Origin of the sequence: Aequorivita xiaoshiensis (assembly GCF_022008395.1) — a bacterium.
In the GTDB taxonomy this organism is placed as follows: domain Bacteria; phylum Bacteroidota; class Bacteroidia; order Flavobacteriales; family Flavobacteriaceae; genus Aequorivita; species Aequorivita xiaoshiensis.
The window spans coordinates 202,303-225,699 of record NZ_JAIRBB010000001.1 but is presented as its reverse complement, the minus strand read 5'-3'; the positions used below and the strand labels follow the sequence as shown (position 1 = coordinate 225,699).

Genomic DNA, 23,397 nt, shown 5'->3' with positions numbered 1-23,397 from the left:
ACATTTTAATTACTTCAATTCTATTCGTACTTAAATAATTTATAATATGAATAACGTAATAGGCAATAAGATCAGAAAAATGAGAGAGAACCTAAGTATATCACAGGATGCAATGGCGTCCGAATTAGAAGTTACTCAATCAAATTATGGAAGATTAGAAAAAGATGATAATCGATTAAATGTGCCTAAGCTTAAAAAAATAGCCGAAGTTATAGTTATATCAGTTTCATTTCTATTTGATGAAAAAAATGCTAGAATCATTAACCAACAACATAATGAAACTGCATCTGCTTATAATGTTGAAACACATGTTCAAGCTGATAAAGAGCATATTAATTCTTTAAAAGAAGAAATTGATTTTTTAAGGACATTCCTTAAAAATGCCTAATTTTTTGAAATTTAGATAAATAATAAGTTTAATTTCCACAACTCGCTCCAGTGGCTTCTAGGTCTGTAATGTATCTAGCATAGCTAGTTCCAGTGTCTTGACCGTTAACGGAGGCATTTCCATTGGCTTCTTCACACACTTCAAAGTCTGAGGTTACGGATGAAGAACAAGTAGTACATGACTTTCCGTCATCTTTTTTACAAGAGAAAACTGAAAGACTGCAAATTAATACCGCAAAAAAGTAGACTCTTCGCATTTTTTTGTGTTTATCTAAAACGTAAGTATTGTAAAATTATTTCTCAGATTTCCCTTCGTTTTCTGAACGCGTAGCATTAACTACATCTTCAAAATCCATAGGTTTTCCTAAGTAAACTAAATTACTTCCTTCTTCAGTTTCTAATTCAGTAGGGGAAGTAATCAGGTCTAAAAACCCATCTGGACGTTTTAAGAATAGCGGGATTGCATTTTTATCTTCACCAACAATATTAAGTACTCTTAAGAACTGATTGTGATTTTCGACAGGAATTTCTTGTATAGACGGGAATTCTTGGGCAACTTGCGCAAAGCGAGAATAATCGTGAGTGTAAGAGAACAATTCTTTAATCGATAAGTTTTTGTTCTTCTTCATTTCGTCTGAGGTAATTAGCCTAAATGTTCCATTTTCACCAAAATATTTTTCAAAGCGGTTAATTGCTTGCTTGTTAATTTCGTCGCTCCCCGTCATGGCTAGTATATATCCTACATCATTTAACTCTATATTGTCTGTTAAATCATCGGTATAGATATTTGCAGTAAAGGCTTCTAGTCCTAATTCTTTAGCTCTATTAATATTTAGCTGGTTAGAATCTACTAACACTACATGTCGTTCGTTTTTATGTAAATAGGTAGCAATTAACCTAGAAGCTTTTGAAGCCCCTACAATTAAAATACCTTCAGATTTTTTAAGGTAAACTCCCATCCATCCAGCAACTAATCTGGCAGTAGTTGCGTTTAAAATTACTGTAATTAAAACCACAGCAAAAACTAATGGAGTGATGTATTCAGCACCCACAACACCTTTTGTAACAAGTTTAGTTCCAAATAATGAAGAAATACCTGCGGCAACAATTCCTCGAGGTCCCACCCAACTTATAAATAGTTTTTCATTTACCTTTAACGAGGATCTAGTTGTACTGGCAAAAACTGATAAAGGACGAAGTAGGAATATGATGATAGCCAATAATATTGCAGTTTTCCAATTGTAAACAAGGAGCAAATCTTCAATACTAATATTTGCGGCAAGTAGAATAAATAAAATCGATACTAACAAGACACTAAGTGATTCTTTAAAATACAGAAGTTCTTTAAGGCTAGGAAGGTCGCTGTTTCCTAAAAACATTCCCATTACTACCACGGCTAATAAACCAGATTCATGTGCAAACAAATCGCTGATTACGAATACTGCCATAACCATAGAGAGCGCAACTACATTAGAGAGATAATGAGGTACAAGTTTCTTTTTAATGGCAAAATAAAGCGCATATCCCGCGGTAATACCAAAAGACATCCCTATTAATACAATTTTTCCGAAGTCGAGTAATGCTTGTTTTGTATAGCCCGAATCGCCTTCTACGCTAATAAATTCATAAACAAGTACAGCTACAAGAGCACCAATAGGGTCAATTAAAATACCTTCCCAACGCAATACGGCAGCAACGTCTTTTTTCAGAGGAATATTTCTTAAAATAGGCGAAATAACCGTAGGGCCTGTAACAATAATTAATGCTGAAAATAGAAACGAAATTCTCCAGTCTAATCCGAAAACATAATGGGCTGCAACTCCTGCTCCAATAAAAGTAATCGCCGCACCAATACTAATAAGCTTACCGATTGCGGGCCCTACTTTAGAAATCTCATCGCGTTTGAGCGTTAATCCTCCTTCAAAAAGTATAATTCCTACCGCTAGTGATACAAAATAGAAGAGATTCTCCCCGGGGAAGAGTCCTTTTTCTCCATTCCAAATAGGCTGAAGCCATTGAGTTCCATCAGCCGAAATAAGTGTAGAAATTGGTCCTACCAAGAGGCCAATCATAATTAAAGGTAAAATGGCAGGTATTTTAAATTTCCAAGCTACCCACTGGGCCAATATTCCTAAAATTATAATTCCTGCAAGTTCTACCATAAAAAAACGGGGTTTTGGCAAATTAAAAAATTTTCTCTTCCACTGAAAAAGAATAATTTGTTAAAAATAGTATAATTATTTTTACTTGGACCTTAGGAGTGTAACGCTTTTGTTATTTTGCAACTCATTTCTTCAAATTATGCAACTATTTCCAATTGAAGCCGGTAATTTTAAATTAGATGGCGGTGCAATGTTCGGCGTTGTACCAAAAACCTTATGGACCAGGACGAATCCTGCGGACCAAAATAATATGATTGATATCGCTGCGCGTTGTCTTCTTATTGAAAATGGCGATCGATTAACGCTTATTGACACCGGAATGGGTGACAAACAGAGCGAAAAATTTTTCGGTTATTACTTTAGATGGGGCGACCACAATCTTGACAGCTCTTTAAAGAAACACGGGTTTCATCGGGATGATATTACCGATGTTTTTATGACGCATCTACACTTCGATCATTGTGGTGGTGGTGTTCAGTGGAATAAAGACCGAACAGGGTATGAAACTGCTTTTAAAAACGCGACATACTGGAGCAATAAAGACCATTGGAAATGGGCTACAGAGCCTAATAGACGTGAGCAAGCTTCATTTCTGAAGGAAAATATTCTGCCAATGCAAGAAAGCGGGCAGCTAAAATTTGTCGAGCAGCCAACGTCAGACTTTTCAGAAGCTAAAGAGCTTGACTTCGGAATTCTTTACGTTGATGGTCATACCGACAAACAAATGATTCCGCATATAAACTACAAAGGAAAAACGTTGGTTTTTATGGCAGATTTGCTTCCTACAGCTGGTCATTTGCCACTTCCGTTTGTAATGGGGTATGATACAAGACCGCTATTAACCCTTCCCGAAAAAGAAAAATTTCTGAGCAAAGCAGCAGAAAATAATTTCTATCTTTTTCTAGAACACGATGCGCATAACCCAATAATTACAGTAAAAAATACCGAAAAAGGAGTTCGACTTAACGAAACTTTTTCCCTAACAGAATTCTTTAACTAACACTTTAATTAAATTACTATAAAATGAATATTTTTAAGATCTCTTTACTTGCAGTTGGATTTTCAACTGTATTGGCTAGCTGCGGTGGTGCCTCAGCAATTATTGCAACTCCAATCGAAAACATAGATGCAAACCCCTTAAAAACAGCTCCACTAACCGATGCCGAATTAAAAAATTGGCCAATGATGGATCTTGTTGCAGATACGATTCCTGGAATGAGTGTAGATAAAGCATACAATGAATTAATTGGAAAAAGAAAAGGAAAAACTGTTATTGTAGGTGTTATTGACAGTGGTGTAGATATCGACCACGAAGACCTTAAAAACGTTCTTTGGACGAATCCTGGTGAAATACCTGGTAACGGAATTGACGATGATAACAATGGCTTTATAGATGATGTTTACGGATGGAACTTCCTAGGAGATATCACTGGTGAGAATATGGAGTTTGTTCGTATTATCAGAAAGCTTAAGCCTAAATATGAGGGGAAAACCGAATCTTCAATTAGTGCAGCGGATAGAGCAGAATTTGCTATCTATCAAAAAGCGTTAGCTGAGTATGAAAAGGAAAAAGGTGAAGTTGATATGAATAAAGCTCGTTACGGGCAAATGCTTTCTCAAATAAAACCAGTGCATCAAGCAATGGCGAAAAAGCTAGGGAAAGAAGATTACACTAAAGAAGATTTAGCTGCTATTAAAAATCCTACAGCTGAAGAGCAACAGCAAATAGGCATGCTAAACCAAATGTTGAGCTTTGGAGATTCTATTCCAGAACTTATCGAAAATATTGAAGGAGGGTTAAAGTACTTCAATTCTAGAGAGCAGAATCATTTTAATATGACCGAAGATTTCCGTGCGGTATTAGGTGACGATCCTTACGATATCACTGATAATATTTACGGTGATGGTAATGTTGCTGGGCCGGATGAATTAAGAGAAGAAGCTAAACACGGAACTCACGTAGCCGGAATTATCGCAGCACAGCGCGACAATGGAATTGGAATGAATGGTGTAGCTAATAACGTTCAAATCATGTCTGTTCGTGCAGTACCAGATGGTGATGAGTACGATAAAGATATTGCATTAGCTATTCGTTATGCAGTAGATAATGGAGCTAAAATCTTGAATACTAGCTTCGGAAAATACTACTCTCCAAATTCAGAGTGGGTTTACGATGCGATTAGGTACGCTGCTTCGAAAGATGTATTAATTGTGAATGCAGCAGGAAACGACGGGTTAGATTTAGATACTGTAAATGTTTATCCAAACGATCAATTAGACAATGGTCCAGAAATGGCAGATACTTTCTTAACCGTTGGTGCGCTTAACTATAAATACGGAAGTGAATTAGTAGCAAACTTCTCTAACTACGGAAAAAACAATGTGGATGTTTTTGCACCGGGTGTAAAAATTTATTCAACAACACCGTTAAGTACTTACGAATATTTACAAGGTACATCTATGGCAGCCCCTGAAGTTGCTGGTGTGGCAGCTGTAATTCGTTCGTACTACCCAGAGCTAACTGCAGTTCAAGTAAAGCAAATTTTAATGGATAGTGGATTAACTTCAACTGCAAATGTTATTTTAGGAGGTGAAAAATCGAACACTAAACCATTCTCAGAAATTTCAAAGTCTGGGAAAATGGTGAATTTGTATAACGCCTTAATTATGGCAGATAAAATGAGTAAATAATGAAAAATATTTTTAGCGTATTATTTATAACCGCTTTAATTTCTGGTCTTTCGGCAACCCTTTATACGGCCACTGCACAAAACAATAAGTGTTATTGGCAACAAAGAGTTGATTATAAAATGAACATCGATGTAGATGTCGAAAAATATCAATATAAAGGAACGCAGGAGTTAAAATACACAAACAACTCTCCTGATACTTTAAATAAGGTTTTTTATCACTTATATTTTAACGCATTTCAACCTGGAAGTGAAATGGATGTACGCTCTCGTACCATTGCCGATCCAGATAGAAGGGTAGGTGATAGAATTTCAAAATTGACATCGGAAGAGATCGGATATATTAAACCAACCTATTTCGCTCAAGATGGTGAAGCAGTTAAATACACTATCAAAGGAACTGTGATGGAAGTGATTTTGAACAAGCCTATTCTTCCAAATGAAACCACAGTATTTAATATGAAGTGGGACGCGCAAGTACCTTTACAGGTACGTCGTTCTGGTAGAACAAGTGCTGAAGGTGTTGCATTAACTATGACACAGTGGTACCCAAAGATAGCTGAATACGATTTTGAAGGCTGGCATCCACATCCATATATTGGACGCGAATTTTACAGTGTTTGGGGAGATTATGACGTAACTATTACAATTGATGAAAATTATACAATTGGAGGTACGGGATATTTACAAAATCCAGCCGAAGTTGGTCATGGATATACACTACCAGGTCAAAAGCCAATGCATCCTAAAAATGGAAAGTACACATGGCACTTTTTAGCGCCAGACGTTCACGATTTTGCTTGGGCGGCAGACGATAACTACATCCACGATACTTATGAAGGTCCAAATGGGGTTACACTTCACTTTCTTTATAAAGACAATCCTGAAATTGCAGAAAACTGGAAAAATCTTCAGAAAAAGACTGCAGAATTAATGGAGTTTTTCAATGAACATATAGGGCCTTATCCTTATGAGCAATATTCAGTTATTCAAGGAGGAGATGGCGGAATGGAATATGCCATGAGTACGATGATTACTGGAGAACGTGACTTTGGAAGTTTAGTAGGTGTTACGGCTCACGAACTTGCACATATTTGGTTTCAATTTGTGTTAGCAACAAACGAAAGTAAACACGAGTGGATGGATGAAGGATTTACAGTTTACATTTCCGACGAAGCCATGAATTATGTAATGGAAGAAAACAAAGCAAATCCACACGCAGGTTCATATAGAAGTTACTTTTTTAACGCAACTAGTGGTCAAGAACAACCACAAACTACTCACGCAGATAGATATGCTACAAACCGAGCTTATAGTATAAATGCATATAGTAAAGGTTCTGTTTTCTTAGCACAACTTGGCTATGTAATTGGTCCTGATAACCTTTCCAAAACGTTGAAGCGTTATTACACCGATTTCAAATTTAAGCATCCAACTCCAAACGATTTTATTCGTACTGCTGAAAAAGTTTCAGGATTTGAATTGGATTGGTATTTAACAGACTGGACCCAAACTACTAATACGATAGATTATGGGGTTAAAGCGGTTGAAGCTGAAGGTAAAAACACTCAGGTTACTTTAGAAAGAATTGGTTTAATGCCAATGCCTATAGATCTATATGTAACTTATGAAGATGGATCGCAAGAGTTATTTTACATTCCACTAAGAATGATGTGGGGAGAAAAACCAAACCCTTTTGCTGAGTTAAAGCGAACTGTTTTAGACGACTGGGCTTGGGCATATCCTACCTATACCTTCGAAATTAAGAATGGGAAAAAAGTTAAAAATATGATGATAGATGCCACCCAAAGAATGGCAGATATCAACCCAGAAAATAACTTTTGGGAGAAAACAAAAAACAAGAGCTTAATAGAAGTAAATAAGAAAAAGCCTTAAAACTCATTAAGGATTTTTGCGGCCTCCGCCAACGTATCATCGGTTTTTGCAAAGCAGATTCGGATTTGTTTAAAATCTTTTTCAGCCTTGTTAAAAACCGATGTTGGTATGGTCGCAATTCTATGTTGTTTAGTAAGTCTTTCTGCAAAGACAATATCACTCTCATTTGAAATTTCAGAAAAATCTAACATCTGAAAATAAGTTCCCTTGGAAGGAATAATTTTAAAACTAGATTCTTTCATTAAGTTGAGAAAGAAATCACGCTTTTGCTGGTAGAAATCCGAAAGTTTTAAATAGTGGCTATCGTCTTTTAAGTAAGTTGCAAATGCTTTTTGAAAAGGGTGATTAACGCTAAAAACTAGAAATTGATGTACTTTTTGAAATTCTTTCATTAGAGGTGCAGGTGCTACACAATATCCAATCTTCCATCCAGTATTGTGAAATGTCTTCCCAAATGAGGCGGTAACAAAACTGCGGTTTGCTAAATTTTCAAATTTTGAAGCACTTTGATGTATGTTTCCATCAAAAATAATGTGTTCGTATACCTCATCACTTAAAACGAATAAATCATTTACTTCAGCTAAATGCTGTAACTGAAGCATATCGTCCTCCGAAAAAAGCATCCCACTTGGGTTATGCGGACTGTTGATGACAATCATTTTAGTAGCTGAAGTAACTTTATCTGCAACTTCTTGCCAATCTACTTTATAATAAGGTGGTTTTAATTGAATTGGAACAACTTTCCCACCAAACAACGCTATTGTTGGTGCATAACAATCATAGGCAGGGGTGAATATTATAACTTCATCTCCTTTTGAAATCGTTGCCGCAATTACGGTAAATATTGCTTGAGTCGCCCCAGCAGTTATTGTGATTTCTGTTTCTGGATTATAGAAATGTTTGTGAAGTTTTTCAATCTTTTTTGAAATCTCCATTCTAAGTTCAAAATCTCCAGCCATTGGGGCGTATTGATTGAAACCCTCTTCCATAGCCTGATCTACAAGTGCACCTAAAGCGGGATCGGTTGGAAAGTTTGGAAATCCCTGCGAAAGATTAATGGCATCGTAATCTGCCGCCATTTTACTCATTACTGAGAAAATGGAGGTGGGGATATTTGGAAGTTTTGAGTTTCTAACCATATTGATCGAAATTTTATCCTTACTTGTATTTGTCTAAGTTACTATTTATTTCAACCAATAAAAAAACCCTCGCTCCCAATTATTGTCAGGACTGCAAGGGTTCTAATGTTAAAATTGTAAATTTAAAATCTACAATCGAAAATCAATTAATATCTGTAGTACTCAGGTTTGTAAGGTCCTTCAACAGTTACACCGATATACTCAGCTTGATCCTGGCGAAGCTCTGTAAGTTCAACTCCAATCTTTTCTAAGTGAAGTTTAGCAACTTTCTCATCTAAATGCTTTGGAAGCATATAAACCTCGTTCTTATAGTTTTCACCATTTTTCCAAAGTTCGATTTGAGCTAATGTTTGGTTTGTAAAACTGTTACTCATTACAAAACTTGGGTGACCAGTAGCACAACCTAAGTTTACTAAACGTCCTTCAGCTAAAAGAATAACATCTTTTCCATTGATAGTGTATTTATCAACTTGTGGTTTAATTTCAACGTGAGTGTCTCCATGGTTTTCCTTTAACCAAGCAACAGCAATCTCGTTGTCGAAGTGACCGATGTTACACACAATAGTTTTATCTTTCATCGCTTCAAAATGCTCGCCGCGAACGATACCTTTATTCCCTGTAGTTGTAATTACAATATCTGCATTGCCAACAACAGTTTCTAATCTTTTTACTTCAAAACCGTCCATTGCAGCTTGTAAAGCACAAATAGGGTCAATTTCAGTTACAGTAACGATACTCCCGGCACCTTTAAACGAAGCTGCAGTTCCTTTTCCAACATCACCATATCCACAAACCACTACGCGCTTTCCAGCAAGCATAACATCAGTTGCACGGCGAATTGCATCTACAGCACTTTCACGGCATCCGTATTTGTTATCGAACTTACTTTTTGTAACACTATCGTTAATATTAATAGCTGGCATTGGTAAAGTTCCATTTTTCACACGCTCGTAAAGACGGTGAACACCAGTTGTAGTTTCTTCAGAAATTCCTTTTATAGCATCAGCAAGTTCTGGATACTTATCCAATACCATATTAGTAAGGTCACCTCCATCATCGAGAATCATATTTAAAGGCTTGCGTTCTTCCCCGAAGAAAAGCGTTTGCTCGATACACCAATTAAATTCTTCCTCTGTCATTCCTTTCCATGCATAAACTGGAATTCCAGCAGCAGCTATTGCAGCGGCAGCGTGATCTTGAGTTGAGAAAATATTACAAGAGCTCCAAGTAACTTCGGCTCCCAGGGCAACTAATGTTTCAATAAGTACGGCAGTTTGGATGGTCATATGTAAACATCCAGCAATGCGAGCACCTTTTAACGGCTGTTCCTTTCCGTATTCTTCACGAAGAGACATAAGGCCCGGCATCTCAGCTTCTGCAAGCTCAATTTCTTTTCTTCCCCAGTCTGCCAGAGAAATATCTTTTACTTTATAGGCCGTATAAGGCACAGTTTTAGTTGACATATTTATTATATTTATACCCTTTAATGCGGATATCTGTTAATATTTAATTTTGATTTTTAGACCGCAAAAATACATAATATCCCTCAAAAGTCTATGCCACTTTACAAAACTATAACAGTTAATTCCAGTACTAAAGTCTTCATTTGGAAGATTGAAGAGTCTCTTGAGGCTCTTTCCGATGGAATCGAATTGACAGAGAATTGCGCCAATCGTGTAAATAATATGAAAAGCGAATTGCACCGCCGTGGTTTTATGAGTATTAGACACTTAATGGCTTTGGAAGGTTATACCGATTTTGATTTGTATTACGACGAAAATGGAAAACCCCATTTAAAAGATGATAAACACATCTCAATTACTCATTCATTCAATTTCGCTGCCATAATTATCAGCGATAATGAAGTGGGAATAGACATTGAAAAACAACGAAACAAAATTCTGAGAATCGCTCATAAATTTACACCAATTGAAGAGTATAGAACAATTGCAAATGAAGATGCAATGATGCGAAAGCTAACCATTGTTTGGTGTGCTAAAGAATCGCTTTATAAAAGTTATGCAGAAAGAGGAGTAAGCTTTTTGGAAAATATTTATGTTGATGAATTTACTTTAGATGAAAATCAAACAACTGCAAATGTAAATTACGAGGGTAAAGAGCAACGATATATTGTAGATTTCTTCGAGTTCGAAGGTTTTACTTGTGCTTATGCTCTTCAAGCTGAAGCGTAATACATGGGGAGTTTTTTCTACAAATATTTTCAGAAAAACATTATTGCAGGTAAAAAACAACTTGCAATTTTAATCGATCCAGACAAGTTTGATATTTCTGAAACTGAATCATTTCTTCATAAAATCCCTAACGATACTACACATCTTTTTGTTGGGGGTAGTACAGTTGAAAATGGGCAAACTGAAATAACAGTAAAAGCTATAAAAGCTAAAACTAAACTTCCAATATTTTTATTTCCAGGTGATTTTTCACAAATAACTAATGAAGCCGATGCCCTTTTATTTTTAAGCCTTCTTTCAGGAAGAAACGCAGAATATTTAATTGGGCAACAAGTAAAATCAATTTCAAAATTAAAAAGTTCGAACTTGGAGATTATTCCTACAGGGTATATTCTAATCGATGGAGGGAATAATTCGGCAGTATCAAGGGTAACGAATACTCAACCGCTATATCAGGAAAATATTGAGATGATTGTTGATACTGCCCTTGCAGGACAGTATATGGGCGCCAAATTCATCTACCTGGAAGCAGGTAGTGGAGCTAAGAATGTTGTAAATTCAAAGATTATTTCAGAAGTGAGAAAAAACATAGGTATCCCATTAATTGTTGGTGGCGGTATACGAAGTGAAACACAAAAACAAGATGCTTATAACGCCGGAGCCGACCTGGTTGTAATGGGAACAGCGTTTGAAGAAATTCCCAAACTCAAACACTAAATTTCCAAAAAGTTAAAAATCAAATTCTCTGTTTCTTTGTGATATAGTGGCGAAAATAATGATGAAACTCTAAATTGATACCGCCTGTGTAACTAGAAAGGAAATACTATTTATAATTGTAACTTTGGAAAAAAAGAATAATGAAAATCTCAGTTGAACTAACCTTAAGCCCGCTGCAAGACGATTACGAACCAGCGATAATTAATTTCATTAAAAATCTACGAAACTCTGGACTTACAGTTCTGGAAAACCCTTTAAGCACTCAAGTTTATGGAGAGTATGATGAGGTAATGAACTTACTTCAAAAAGAAATGAAAATTGCTTTGGAGGCCGTTGATAGAGGCTTGCTATACATAAAAATTGTAAAATCTGATCGCAACGAGTATGAGCCCCATTTTTGATTGGTTTTTTGCGCAGTATCATGAAGTTCCTACGCATTTAGTAGTACTTGAGATTATTGCCGTTATTTTTGGTTTTCTAAGTGTTTGGTACGCAAAGCAGGATAACATTTTAGTGTATCCTACAGGAATAATCAGTACTGCAATATTTGTTTATATACTTGCGGTTTACTCACTTTTAGGCGATATGATGATAAATGCCTATTACTTTGCCATGAGTATTTACGGTTGGTATATATGGACAAGAAAAGTAGATAATACTCACTATACACCAATTACCAAAGCCACTAAAAAAGAACATAAAACGTCATTATTTATATTTATTGCAACCATAATTTTCGTGTTTGCCGTTTATCAAATTTCAGATAATTGGAATAGTTGGACAGCATATGTTGACATAGGCACCACAGCAATTTTCTTTGTTGGAATGTGGCTAATGGCAAAAAAGAAACTTGAAAATTGGATTTATTGGATTATCGGAGACTTAATTTCTGTTCCGCTATATCTTTATAAAGGGTTAGTATTTAGCTCGTTTCAATACCTTTTGTTTACTGTAGTAGCAATTTATGGATACCGCGCTTGGCAGAAAAGTTTAAACAAACCTGAAAAAAGTCTTCTCAATTGATAAAAGTAGTTTTATTTGGTCCCGAATCTACGGGTAAAACCACCTTGGCAAAACAATTGGCTGCGCATTATAAAACGCATTGGGTGCCTGAATATATGCGGGTATATCTTGAGGAAAAATGGAAAAATAAAGGTGAACTAGTTACAAAAGAGGATTTAATTCCGATAGCCAAAGGGCAATTAAGTCTAGAAAATGAAATTGCCGAAAAAGCTGATAAATTGCTTTTTTTGGATACGAATTTGTTAGAATTAAAAGTGTATTCAGAATATTATTACGATGGATATTGTCCAGAGGAAATAACTTCTGAAGCAACCAAAAACAATTATAGTATCTACCTACTAACTTATATAGACATTCCTTGGGAAGCAGATGTTTTAAGAGATAGGCCCAATAATCGCGAGGAAATGTTCAGTATTTTCGAAGCTGAATTAAAAACGCAAGGTTTCCCTTATAAAGTATTAAGAGGAAATAAAGGAGAACGATTTAATAAAGCTGTTGAAATTATTGACAAATTATTGCAGAAATAGATACGCTTTGCAAAATTGTCATCGTGGTGGTAGAAATGTTACACGGCTAAGACAAAGTATACGAAGCGGAATAATTAAATTTGAAAGCATACCATGTTTACTGAAAAAAATATACAACAAATAAAAGCTCACGGCCTTTCAGAAGGTATTGTAAAGGAACAACTTCAAATATTTAAAAATGGAATTCCATTTGCCAATGTAGTAGAACCTGCTTCAGCAAATAAGGGTATAAAAGTTTTTTCGTATGAAGAACAGCAGCAATTTGTACAGTTATTTGAAGCAAATAAGGCTAAACTAGAATTAATGAAATTTGTTCCTGCCTCTGGAGCAGCGACAAGAATGTTTAAGTTTTTGCACCAATTTTTAGAAAACTTCAATCCAGAGGAGGATGATATTGAAACATTTATTCAAAAAGAAGAAAATAAAGACTTAAAAACATTTTTTGCTTCTACTGATAAATTCGCTTTTTCACACCTTGTAAAAGCTAATTTAAACGAAAAATATCCGGATTTTAAAGGTTTTAGCTTAGGGAAAAGATATTATTTGTTTGTTCGAGAAGTACTTGGAGAATCTGGATTAAACTTCAGTAATACACCTAAAGGGCTTGTTCCTTTTCATAAAGTTGGGAAAGATTTTATCACTGCTTTTGGCGAACAATTGTATGAGGCTGCCTACTATGCAACATCTAATAATGTTGCTAATTTACACTTTACGGTTTCAGAAGAGCACCAAGAGAAGTTTAAAGCTCGTTATAATGAAATTCAGGATTCAATAGAAGCAAAGACTGGAGTAAAATTTAATATTTCTTATTCTTTTCAAAAGAACGAAACCGATACAGTGGCTGTAACTCCCGAGAACGAATTGTTTTTAGATGAAAATGGAAATATTGTTTTTCGTCCTTCAGGGCACGGAGCGCTTCTAGAAAACTTGAACGATATTGATGCTGATATAATTTTCATCAAGAATATCGACAATGTAGTTTCTGAAAATTATGTTGAAACGATAGCTTTTCAAAAGAAAGTTTTAGCCGGAAAATTAATTTCACTTCAGCATAAAATTTATGATTATGTTGAAAAACTTCATTCTGAAACTATTTTAGATGAAACACTTAAGGAAATTTCGCAATTCATTTCTGATGAACTAAAAATTCCAAATATTTCAGCTAATAAAAAAACACTTTTAACAATTCTTGAACGTCCACTTCGTGTATGTGGTGTGGTTGAAAATACAGGTGCTCCAGGTGGGGGTCCTTTTCTTATAAAAGATAAACATGGAAACCAATCATATCAAATTGTAGAAATGTCTCAAATTGATATCAATAACCCACAACAAAAAGCTCTGGTGGATAAAGCAACACATTTTAATCCAGTCGATTTGGTTTGTGGGGTTCGAGACTATAAAGGCAAGAAGTTTGACTTGTTAAAATATTCAGACCCTGACACTTGTTTTATTTCATCTAAATCCCATCAAGGGAAGCCTATAAAAGCCTTGGAGCTTCCAGGTCTATGGAATGGGGCAATGGCAAATTGGAATACCGTTTTTGTTGAGGTACCACTTGTTACTTTTAATCCGGTGAAAACAGTAAACGATCTTTTAAACAAAGCCCACCAACCAAAGTGATAATAGACACGCTAATATCGGAACTTGTCTTTAAAGCTATTCGTAGTAGTGGTCCGGGAGGACAACACGTAAATAAAACAGCTTCAAAGGTTGAGGTTACTTTCGATTTAGAAAACTCTCAAGCGCTTTCGGAAACTGAAAAAGAACGACTTCGATTAAAACTCTCTTCAAAAATTACTACTGAAGGTTTAATCGTATTACAATGTGGTGAAACACGAAGCCAACATAAAAATAAAGCCATTGTAATAGAAAGGTTAATAGCCTTACTGAAAACAAATTTAAAGGTTGCAAAAAAACGTAAAAAAACGAAACCTTCTAAAAGTGCCATTGAGCGCCGTTTAAAAAGTAAAAAAGTAACCGCATTAAAAAAACAAAATCGAAAACCTCCCAAGATTGATTAGAGATTACACATTGAGTGTGTAATTTTTACACGGCTGTATCGCCTATTACACAATTTTCTTTTATTTAAATATTTCCTAATCACTTGTTTTGTTGGTGTTTGTGGGCTTTGCCTAGCGTGTCCTTTTTGTGGCATTAATTTTTCTATATACAAGTCAACAAACAAACTTAGTAAACGATATATATAATATTAAAAAACAAAAGCTATGAAAAGATTAATTTTAAGTACAGCGATAGTGTTAGGAGGTTTGACTGCAGTAACTGCGCAATCTGATAAAGAGGTAACTGCTAAGAATGAGCAAAAGACTGCAACTTTAACTCAGGTTGAAGAAAAAGTTGAAGCTACTCAAGAATTAAAACTTTCTGCGAACGCTGTTCAAGATTTCAAGGAAGTAAAAGCTTCTGAATTACCTGAAGCCGTACAAAATGCTGTAGCTAATGATTTTGACGGCGCAACTATATCTAAGGCTTATGTGAATGCCAAGGGAGATTATAAGATCGAACTTACTACTGCAGATGCCAAAAAGGCAACTGTATATGCAAACGCTAAAGGTGAGTGGATTAAAAATGAATTAACGAAGCAGTAAGCTGCAGGAATTTTAGATTCAATACTTCTTTAAAAAGACGCTCTTAAAAGAGTGTCTTTTTTTTATGATAATTTTAGAGATTACCCTCCTATATAGTCGCTATTTTTACCTTTTGAGATAATACGATGGCGCAGAAAATACATATAGTTGAAGACGACTTGGCATTTGGAAAAATGCTTGGTTCCTTTTTGGAGCGTAAGGGCTTTCAAATTTCAATTTCGTCAACAGGAGAAAGGGCTCGAAAAGCAATAACTGAAGGCGATTTTAACCTGCTTATTACTGATTTAAAACTTCCAGACGACTCTGGTTTAGACCTACTAGAATTTTCTCAAAAAACTTCTCCAAACACCAAAGTAATTCTAATGACCGGTTATGCTGAAGTTGACACTGCAGTAAAAGCAATTAAAAAAGGAGCAATAGATTACATTTCAAAGCCATTCCGGCCTGAAGAATTATTAATGATAATTGAAGAGGATGCTTTAAATTCAAAGGCAGAAAATACAGATAAATCTGATACTGCAAACGAGTTTAAAAAAGCAGAAACTCCTCAAGTAAAACCAAACTTTGTTGTTGGGATAAGTGATTCATCCAAAAAATTTAATGAATACATAAAACTTGTTGGCCCTACGGATATGTGTGTGTTAATTCAGGGAGAAAGTGGAACAGGAAAAGAGGTTGCCGCCAAAGCTATTCACGATTTTAGTTCAAGAAATAACAAAACCTTTGTAGCAGTAGATTGTGGAGCAATTCCTAATGAAATTGCTGCAAGCGAGTTTTTTGGTCATTTAAAAGGAAGTTTTACTGGCGCTGTTAACGATAAAAAAGGTCATTTTGAAGCCGCAGATGGCGGAACACTTTTCTTAGATGAAGTGGGAAACCTTTCTTATGAAAACCAGATTCAGTTATTGCGTGCTTTACAGGAAAGAAGAATAAAACCAGTTGGTAGTAACACAGAAATAGAAGTAGATGTTCGAATTCTTTCAGCTACTAATGAAGATCTATTAAAAGCTGTTCAAGAAGGGAAATTTAGAGAAGATTTATATCATAGATTAAACGAATTTTCAATTCATATTCCTTCATTACACGAGCGTAAGGAAGATTTATTTTTGTTTATTGAATACTTCTTGGCCGAAGCAAACGCATCTTTAGGGAAAGAGGTGCTCGGGCTGTCAAAAGAAGTAGAGGAGGCCTTTAAAGCCTATTCTTGGCCAGGTAATTTAAGAGAGTTGAAAAATGTAATTAAACGCTCGGTATTGTTAACCAATTCAAGTTTAATTCCGCTAGAGGTAATACCACGCGAGGTAATTTTTTCTGTAAATAAAAAGAGTGAAAAAGTTGATTTTTCAAAAGAAACCAACGAAAAGCAATTAATTCTTAATGCGTTAAAGGAAGCTGATTTCAATAAAACTAAGGCTGCAAAATTGCTTAATATTACTCGAAAAACACTTTACAATAAATTAGAATTGTATAATATCGAACTTTAATCTTATCGATTATTAAGTGCTTGTTGCAAAACATTAAATTTTTCCACTAGCTTATTAAAATCGCTCCTCATTTCTAACTGTAGTTCATTTGATATTTTGGCAGTTACTTCTGGGTATTCTTCCATTTTTTCTAATATAGCAACCACATCTTTCGCTTGAAGTTGCCTTGTCATCGTAAGCATTCTATGTGTAGTTTCTTTAACTTTTTCGACGTCCTTATCTTCAATTGCTTCATCAATAAGCTGCAAATCGGTTTTAGTTTGCTGATTGAAAATATTTAAAACTTCTTCTAAGGCTTCAGGTGTACTCAAAAATGAATTTAAAAGCGATAAATTAAAAATATCACCACTCTTTGAACTTTCGTTTGTGGGGTTACTTTCATTAGACCTTTCTGATGCTTCCCATTGGTTAGGAAATAAATGTTTTAGAATACTAATTAAGTCTTCTTTTGAAAAGGGTTTCGCAAGCATTTCAGCAAAACCTTCTTTTAAATAATATTCGCGATTTCGCTCTCTACTGCCTGTCATTGCTATGATTGGCTGATTATTGTAAGCTTTAATTTCTCCTTTCTTTAAATTTTTTAATAGCGTAAAACCATCGGTGGTTGGCATTTGAATATCGGTTAGAACAAAATTGGCGTTTGGATCCACACTATTTTCAGAATCGGCGTACTTGAGTTGTTCATAGCTACTAAACGTTTCTGAGTCTATCTTCAATTGCTCCAAAATCTCTTTCAAAAGTGCTCGCATTGTTTGATCATCGTCAATTATAATGGCTTTTAAGCCATTAAAACTGCTTATAACGTTTTTAGTTTTTGTAGGTAAAATTCTATTGCTATGCTGCAATGGAAGCGTTAAAATGAATGTACTTCCCTCGCCTAAAACACTTTTTACTTTTAAGGTTCCACCTAAAAGTTCAGTCAGCTTTTTAGAAATTGCTAATCCCAATCCATTTCCACCAAATTTATGAGCTATTTCGGTTTCAGCTTGGGTAAATTCATTAAATATAAGCTCTTGTTTTTCTTTTGAGATTCCAATTCCAGTATCAATGACTGAAATTTGGATATTGGAAATTTTCTTTTTCTTACTAACTCCAGTTCTCGTGTCTGACAGTTCATCAACTCGAATTTCAACACTTCCTTTTTCAGTAAATTTAAAGGCGTTACCTAATAGATTATTTACCACCTGCCTAATGCGAAGTGGATCACTCTTATAAAACTTATTCTTGATAGCTTCTGCAATTGAAATCTTAAGTGCTACCGGTTTTTCAATGTACTGTTGATGAACAGCATTTGCGGCATTTTCAATTATATTTTCTAATGAAAAAGCCACTTTCTCAAGTGGTAGTTTTCCAGCTTCTAACTTTGAGAAATCCAATAAATCATCAACTAATTGAGAGATAAATTGTGAGCTAGATGTAATTTGAGATAGGTAGAATTTTTGTTTTTCAGAAAGTGAGGAGTTTTCAATTAATTCAGAATAACCACTGATGGTATTTAATGGTGTTTTTAAATCGTGACTAACCGTAGAAATAAGTTGTTCACGACTTTTTAGTAAAGTTTCAGCATAATTTTTAGAAGCTTCTAAATTCTTTTTGTATCGATCGGCTTTAAAAAAGTCTGAAAGAATAAAATAAGAAAAAAGCAACACTACAATACCACCTAGTAGCCCAGCAAATTTCAATATGTCGCCAGTTCGTTTTATCGAAGCTTCGCGCTTTTGTTTTTCAATGAGGTTGTTTTTAGAAATTTCACGATCGAAACTGGCTATAATCTCCCTAAGCTGTTCTGAAATATTAAGGTCATTTCTGATGAGTTCATTTTCTTGTTGATTTAAAGAATTTCGAATTCGAGAATTTAATTTTTTAGCTTCAGCCACTATATAGCGAGAAGCTATAAGCATAGAATCTACAGTTTTAGATCTTACTTTGGCGGTGTCTCGAGTGGAATCTCTATTGAGGTAATCGGCATAATTCTGCCAAATACGACGTTCATTTCTGCTTAGTTGTGAAGGATCTTTAATTAATGATTCTACCGAATTTAATCCAACAGAGGCTTCGAGCTTTCTTACTTCACGCATAATATCATCCAGCGAAGTATCTTTTTGATTTGTAAGCCTAAGGATTCGAAGTTGTTCAATATTTCTGTTTTTCTCTTCAATTAGAGATTTTACACTGTCTAACTGTTTAATCTGAAAATCATTAACAGTAAGAGATTTTATTTCTTTAATCTTTTTAAATAGTGAGTCTGTTTTAACTACGTATTTTTCATAGTCTTCTTCACTTTCAGAAAGAAGCGCAAGTCTCGAAAATCCATCCGTTTCATAAACTAGATTGATTAGTGTTCCTGTTTCAATAAATTTTTTCTCACCCTTTTTTTCAATATTTTCGGCAGTGTAATTTTGAAATTCAGAATATAAAAAGAATCCAACAAGCACTGCTAAAGCAATCAAAACCAAGTAACTTAGTATGATTTTAAGGGTGAATTTATTTCTTGAATTAGCCATCGTGTAAATGTAATTACAATGCGATTGTATATGTATTAAGGAATTGATAAATTCAGCTGTAATAACTTAGCTAAAAATAAGGATGAAACTCCTATTTGTTATCAATAATTTGTTATTCAAACATTACAAAAGACATTCCAATTAAGTAAATGGGCAGTCTTTATTTATAGTTGAGAAGGACTATCTTAAAGGTTTTGAAATATTATGTTTATGTCTAAAAGTAATGTACTTTTGCCGAACATCTCAAAGGGGTGCAGATTTTTAGTTAAGAGTTATTAGAATTGAGTGGTAGGTTGAAAAACTTTAAACTCAAAATTTTTAACTCTATACTTGAAGAAGCTGAGATTATACCCAAAGAACCTGAGCAGGTAATGCTGCTAAGGGAAAATTATTAAGACCCCTGTGATATTGCGCGACGCAATATTTTCAGGGATTTTATTTAAAACCATTTAATAAACCAAGAATAACGCCCCTTTTATTCGTAAACTTTAAACTATTACGAATGAAAAAGTTATTGATTTTTTCAGTATTTGCCTTTTTTAGCTTCATCACATTTGCCCAGGAATATACTGTTTCTGGAATTGTAACTAATTCTGATGGAGAGCCCTTGGTTGGAGCTAATATAATTTTAAAAAGTAACAGGGGAACAATTACCAATTTTGATGGAAACTATAGTGTAACCATAAATCAAGGAGTTCAATCAATTGTTTTTAGTCACTTAGGCTATAATGCCGAAACTAGATCTATTGTTGTAAATGGTGATATGGAGTTGAATATTTCTCTTTCAAAAACCTCAGAGACCTTAGATGAAGTTTTAGTGCAAGCTATTCGCGTCGATGCCGATTCGCCAATTACCCACTCAAATCTTGAAAAAGAAGAACTGGAAAAAAGAAATCTAGGACAAGACATCCCTTATATGTTAAGTTATATGCCGTCTGTAGTTACAACTAGTGACGCTGGAGCAGGAGTGGGATATACTTACATCCGAGTTCGAGGTAGTGATGCTTCTCGTGTAAATGTTACGCTAAACGGAATTCCTTATAACGATTCTGAAAGCCAAGGTACTTTCTGGGTTAATTTACCAGATTTCACGTCTTCAGTACAAAGCTTACAACTTCAAAGGGGGGTTGGAACTTCTACAAATGGTTCTGGAGCTTTTGGTGCCAGTTTAAACTTACTTAGCGATGCAGTATCAAATGATGCATATGGCGAAATTTCTAATTCTTTTGGAAGTTATAATACACATAAACACAACGTTAAATTTAGTACTGGCTTACTTTCTAACCATTTTGAAGTATCGGGTAGATTGTCAACAATTAAATCTGATGGTTATATCGATAGAGCGAGCTCAGACTTAAAATCGTACTTTCTTCAGGGCGCATTTGTGGATGACAATACTTTAATTAAAGCCTTAACTTTTGGAGGGAAAAATATTACTTATCAGTCTTGGAATGGTCTAGAAGATCCTGAGAAACTTGAAAATGATAGAACCTTTAACACAGCAGGTATGTATACCGATGAAAATGGAAACATACAGTTTTATGATAATGAAATAGACGATTACGCTCAAGATCATTATCAGTTATTATGGAATCAGCGCTATGATAATAATTGGAGTACAAACTTATCTTTTAACTACACTAGAGGAAAAGGGTATTTTGAACAATATAAAGAAGATCAAAAGTTTAAAACTTATGGATTTGAACCTATATATATAGGTGGTGATACAATTAATAGAACCGACGTAATCCGTCGTCGTTGGCTAGATAATCACTATTATGCAGCCAATGCCACCGTTAACTACAAAAACAATAGTATAGATTTTACGGGTGGTGCTTTTTATAGCTATTATACTGGAGATCATTACGGTGAGGTAATTTGGGCGAGATATGCTAGCGCTTCCGAAATTAGAGATCGCTATTACGATAGTAATGGTGAGAAGAGTGAGTTTACTGTTTTCTCAAAAGCAACCTATAGATTAAACGAAAGATTAAGTGTTTTTGGAGACTTACAGGGAAGATTTCTAAATTACAATACTACAGGAATCACTTCAGATTTGGTTTTAATGGAGATTGATGAAGATTATGCTTTTTTTAATCCAAAAGCTGGTTTGACTTACAAATTAAACCCAACAAATCAATTTTACTTCTCTTACGGTAAAGCGCATCGTGAACCATCAAGAAACGATTACGAACAAGGAATTACTACGCCAGAAAAATTAGATGATTTTGAGTTAGGGTGGAGATTTGGTACTGCCAAAACAAAAGTTAATACAAACATTTACTATATGCACTATAAGGACCAATTGGTGCTTTCTGGTGAATTGAATGATGTAGGCGCTGCTTTAAGAACAAGTAGTGGAAAAAGTTATCGTTTAGGTCTTGAAGTAGATGCGCAAATTCAGCTTTTGAAAAATCTAAGAACTCTTCCTAATATTGCATTAAGTACAAACAAAAATGTAGATTTTGTCACTTCTCGTGATGGGGAGCTTGTTAATCTTGGAAAAACAAATATTTCATTTTCTCCATCCGTAGTAGCTGGAAATATGCTTGAATATTCACCAATAAAAAACCTACAATTAGGCTTGCTTTCAAAATTTGTAGGGGAGCAGTACATGGGAAATATCGATAGTGAAGCTTCAAAGTTGGATAGTTTCTTTATTAACGACCTTAATATTGTTTATATTTTAGACAACCTACCTTGGGTTAAAGAAATTGTTTTCTCTGGATTAGTGAATAACATTTTCAATGTAAAATATGTGTCTAACGGTTACTTCTACACTTGGGACGATGATTTTAGTAATCCAGGAACGGTTACTACAATTGAAGGTGCGGGTTATTATCCGCAGGCAACTACTAACTTTCTTTTAGGTGCTACAATAAAGTTCTAAATAAAAAAAGACTCCGCTAAATTAGCGGAGTCTTTTTTTATATAAATTCGGTGCGTTAATTGATTTTAATTGAAATGTTAGTTATTTATAATAACATTGTTTCCATTTCTTTCAGCGCTATATTGTTGCATAGGATATTTTAAATCAGGTTCTGAAATATGTCTCCCTGATGTAATATAGTATGAGTTTTCATCGTTAGGACAAGGACAAGATGCTGTAATACCATCTATATCCATACGCGAACAGTTGCTAGGAACATGGTTTGGATCGGTAAGGTCGAAAGCCAAATACAATTGTTCGCTAACACAATACACCACTATGCCTTTTATTCCTTGGTTAACAATTACATAATTTCCAGGAAAACGCAACGGGTTGTATTCTGGGAGATTTAAATTTAGATTTAAGCTTACTAACGGATCGGTTAAGTAAGGATTGCGTTCACGTTTATCGTCGCTTTTTGAACAAGAAGCAATTACTATCGTGATTATCAGTAAATAAAGTGTTTTTTTCATTAAAATGAATTAAATTTAAAGTTCGAAATTACAACAATTTACATAAGATGTAAATTTTTAGTATATTTGTTTGATATAATCCCATCATCGCATGGGATTTTTTCAGTTTATTAAGGTTAGTCCCGCACGTGTCGGGATTTTATTATATATATAGAATATGTATGTTTTACATACACAAACGATGAAGTTATGAGTAAAGTATCTTATTACACAGCCGAAGGGTTAAAAAAATTAAGAGATGAAATAGATCACTTACGTGATGTAGAGCGTCCAAGAGCTTCTAATGCTATTGCTGAAGCCCGTGATAAAGGTGATTTAAGTGAGAATGCCGAATATGATGCTGCCAAAGAGGCACAAGCTATGTTGGAGATGAAAATCTCTAAACTTGAAGCTGTCCTTGCTAATGCCCGTTTGATAGATGAATCTCAATTAGATACTAGTAAAATACTGGTGCACTCTACAGTTAAGTTAAAAAACCAAACCAATGGTATGGAAATGACTTATAAATTGGTAGCTCAAAGCGAAGCAGATTTAAAAGCTGGAAAAATTTCAGTAGATTCACCTATCGGAAAAGGTCTTTTAGGTAAGAAGCAAGGCGAAGTGGCTGAAATTCAAGTTCCTAATGGAATTCTTAAATTTGATATATTAGAAATTTCAAGAGATTAAAT

Annotated in this window: 21 protein-coding genes; 15 read left to right on the top strand and 6 right to left on the bottom strand. The window is 34.7% G+C overall.

Annotated features, from left to right (window positions below; translation table 11 throughout):
• Nucleotides 1-46 precede the first annotated feature (46 nt).
• Nucleotides 47-388 carry a helix-turn-helix domain-containing protein gene (locus K8344_RS01040; protein WP_262913365.1) on the top strand — a complete coding sequence of 114 codons (342 nt, stop codon included), beginning with the start codon at nucleotides 47-49 and terminating at the stop codon, nucleotides 386-388.
• A 28-nt stretch (nucleotides 389-416) separates the two neighbouring features.
• Here K8344_RS01040 and K8344_RS01035 read toward each other — a convergent pair whose 3' ends face one another.
• Both K8344_RS01035 and K8344_RS01030 read right to left on the bottom strand, forming a co-directional pair.
• Entirely contained in the window at nucleotides 417-644 is a 228-nt protein-coding gene (locus K8344_RS01035) for a hypothetical protein (RefSeq protein WP_237606411.1), read from the bottom strand.
• Nucleotides 645-680: 36 nt separating this feature from the next.
• Nucleotides 681-2,549, bottom strand: coding sequence for a cation:proton antiporter (locus tag K8344_RS01030; RefSeq protein WP_237606410.1), 1,869 nt, complete (start codon nucleotides 2,547-2,549; stop codon nucleotides 681-683).
• Nucleotides 2,550-2,688: 139 nt separating this feature from the next.
• On the opposite strand from K8344_RS01030, the gene K8344_RS01025 reads away from it, so the two are divergent.
• From K8344_RS01025 to K8344_RS01015, 3 genes are read left to right on the top strand one after another with little or no spacing between them, the layout of a single operon-like run.
• Nucleotides 2,689-3,549, top strand: coding sequence for an MBL fold metallo-hydrolase (locus K8344_RS01025; RefSeq protein ID WP_237606409.1), 861 nt, complete (start codon nucleotides 2,689-2,691; stop codon nucleotides 3,547-3,549).
• A gap of 23 nt (nucleotides 3,550-3,572) precedes the next feature.
• On the top strand, nucleotides 3,573-5,240 hold the full coding sequence (locus tag K8344_RS01020) for a S8 family peptidase (protein ID WP_237606408.1): 1,668 nt from the start codon (nucleotides 3,573-3,575) through the stop codon (nucleotides 5,238-5,240).
• Nucleotides 5,240-7,135 (top strand): M1 family metallopeptidase, encoded by a 1,896-nt coding sequence (locus tag K8344_RS01015; RefSeq protein WP_237606407.1) that lies wholly within the window; start codon nucleotides 5,240-5,242, stop codon nucleotides 7,133-7,135. The genes K8344_RS01020 and K8344_RS01015 overlap by 1 nt, the downstream gene beginning before the upstream one ends.
• Here the strand turns inward: K8344_RS01015 and K8344_RS01010 are convergent.
• Complete coding sequence (locus tag K8344_RS01010; protein ID WP_237606406.1) at nucleotides 7,132-8,274, bottom strand: methionine aminotransferase; 1,143 nt, start codon at nucleotides 8,272-8,274, stop codon at nucleotides 7,132-7,134. The two genes, K8344_RS01015 and K8344_RS01010, sit on opposite strands and share 4 nt — an antisense overlap.
• Nucleotides 8,275-8,420: 146 nt before the next feature.
• Nucleotides 8,421-9,737: an adenosylhomocysteinase gene (ahcY, locus tag K8344_RS01005; RefSeq protein WP_237606405.1), complete on the bottom strand. Its 1,317-nt coding sequence runs from the start codon at nucleotides 9,735-9,737 to the stop codon at nucleotides 8,421-8,423.
• A gap of 93 nt (nucleotides 9,738-9,830) precedes the next feature.
• On the opposite strand from ahcY, the gene K8344_RS01000 reads away from it, so the two are divergent.
• The 9 genes from K8344_RS01000 (at nucleotide 9,831) to K8344_RS00960 (ending at nucleotide 16,823) form a co-directional block, all read left to right on the top strand.
• Nucleotides 9,831-10,466, top strand: a complete 636-nt coding sequence (locus tag K8344_RS01000; protein WP_237606404.1) for a 4'-phosphopantetheinyl transferase family protein — start codon at nucleotides 9,831-9,833, stop codon at nucleotides 10,464-10,466.
• Nucleotides 10,467-10,469: 3 nt separating this feature from the next.
• Nucleotides 10,470-11,183 (top strand): phosphoglycerol geranylgeranyltransferase, encoded by a 714-nt coding sequence (locus tag K8344_RS00995; protein WP_237606403.1) that lies wholly within the window; start codon nucleotides 10,470-10,472, stop codon nucleotides 11,181-11,183.
• A gap of 140 nt (nucleotides 11,184-11,323) precedes the next feature.
• Nucleotides 11,324-11,584 (top strand): thiamine-binding protein, encoded by a 261-nt coding sequence (locus tag K8344_RS00990; RefSeq protein WP_237606401.1) that lies wholly within the window; start codon nucleotides 11,324-11,326, stop codon nucleotides 11,582-11,584.
• Nucleotides 11,568-12,206 carry a nicotinamide riboside transporter PnuC gene (gene pnuC, locus K8344_RS00985; RefSeq protein ID WP_237606399.1) on the top strand — a complete coding sequence of 213 codons (639 nt, stop codon included), beginning with the start codon at nucleotides 11,568-11,570 and terminating at the stop codon, nucleotides 12,204-12,206. The genes K8344_RS00990 and pnuC overlap by 17 nt, the downstream gene beginning before the upstream one ends.
• Complete coding sequence (locus tag K8344_RS00980) at nucleotides 12,203-12,733, top strand: AAA family ATPase (protein ID WP_237606397.1); 531 nt, start codon at nucleotides 12,203-12,205, stop codon at nucleotides 12,731-12,733. Before pnuC ends, K8344_RS00980 begins: the two co-directional genes overlap by 4 nt.
• A gap of 93 nt (nucleotides 12,734-12,826) precedes the next feature.
• A complete protein-coding gene (locus K8344_RS00975; protein WP_237606395.1) occupies nucleotides 12,827-14,353 on the top strand; it encodes a DUF4301 family protein in 1,527 nt (508 codons plus the stop codon).
• 2 nt (nucleotides 14,354-14,355) lie between these two features.
• Nucleotides 14,356-14,754 (top strand): alternative ribosome rescue aminoacyl-tRNA hydrolase ArfB, encoded by a 399-nt coding sequence (gene arfB / locus K8344_RS00970; protein ID WP_420908344.1) that lies wholly within the window; start codon nucleotides 14,356-14,358, stop codon nucleotides 14,752-14,754.
• Between the two features lie 204 nt (nucleotides 14,755-14,958).
• The gene (locus K8344_RS00965; protein ID WP_237606393.1) at nucleotides 14,959-15,339 is read left to right on the top strand and encodes a hypothetical protein; all 381 of its coding nucleotides are present in this window, start codon (nucleotides 14,959-14,961) and stop codon (nucleotides 15,337-15,339) included.
• A 125-nt stretch (nucleotides 15,340-15,464) separates the two neighbouring features.
• The gene (locus K8344_RS00960) at nucleotides 15,465-16,823 is read left to right on the top strand and encodes a sigma-54-dependent transcriptional regulator (RefSeq protein WP_237606392.1); all 1,359 of its coding nucleotides are present in this window, start codon (nucleotides 15,465-15,467) and stop codon (nucleotides 16,821-16,823) included.
• Between the two features lie 2 nt (nucleotides 16,824-16,825).
• Here K8344_RS00960 and K8344_RS00955 read toward each other — a convergent pair whose 3' ends face one another.
• On the bottom strand, nucleotides 16,826-19,327 hold the full coding sequence (locus K8344_RS00955; protein ID WP_237606391.1) for a hybrid sensor histidine kinase/response regulator: 2,502 nt from the start codon (nucleotides 19,325-19,327) through the stop codon (nucleotides 16,826-16,828).
• 502 nt (nucleotides 19,328-19,829) lie between these two features.
• On the opposite strand from K8344_RS00955, the gene K8344_RS00950 reads away from it, so the two are divergent.
• The gene (locus K8344_RS00950) at nucleotides 19,830-22,217 is read left to right on the top strand and encodes a TonB-dependent receptor (RefSeq protein ID WP_237606390.1); all 2,388 of its coding nucleotides are present in this window, start codon (nucleotides 19,830-19,832) and stop codon (nucleotides 22,215-22,217) included.
• 77 nt (nucleotides 22,218-22,294) lie between these two features.
• Here K8344_RS00950 and K8344_RS00945 read toward each other — a convergent pair whose 3' ends face one another.
• Complete coding sequence (locus K8344_RS00945; protein ID WP_237606389.1) at nucleotides 22,295-22,729, bottom strand: hypothetical protein; 435 nt, start codon at nucleotides 22,727-22,729, stop codon at nucleotides 22,295-22,297.
• Nucleotides 22,730-22,918: 189 nt separating this feature from the next.
• Here K8344_RS00945 and greA point away from each other — a divergent pair, with 189 nt between their 5' ends.
• Nucleotides 22,919-23,395 carry a transcription elongation factor GreA gene (greA, locus tag K8344_RS00940; protein WP_139853914.1) on the top strand — a complete coding sequence of 159 codons (477 nt, stop codon included), beginning with the start codon at nucleotides 22,919-22,921 and terminating at the stop codon, nucleotides 23,393-23,395.
• The last annotated feature ends 2 nt before the right edge of the window (nucleotides 23,396-23,397 follow it).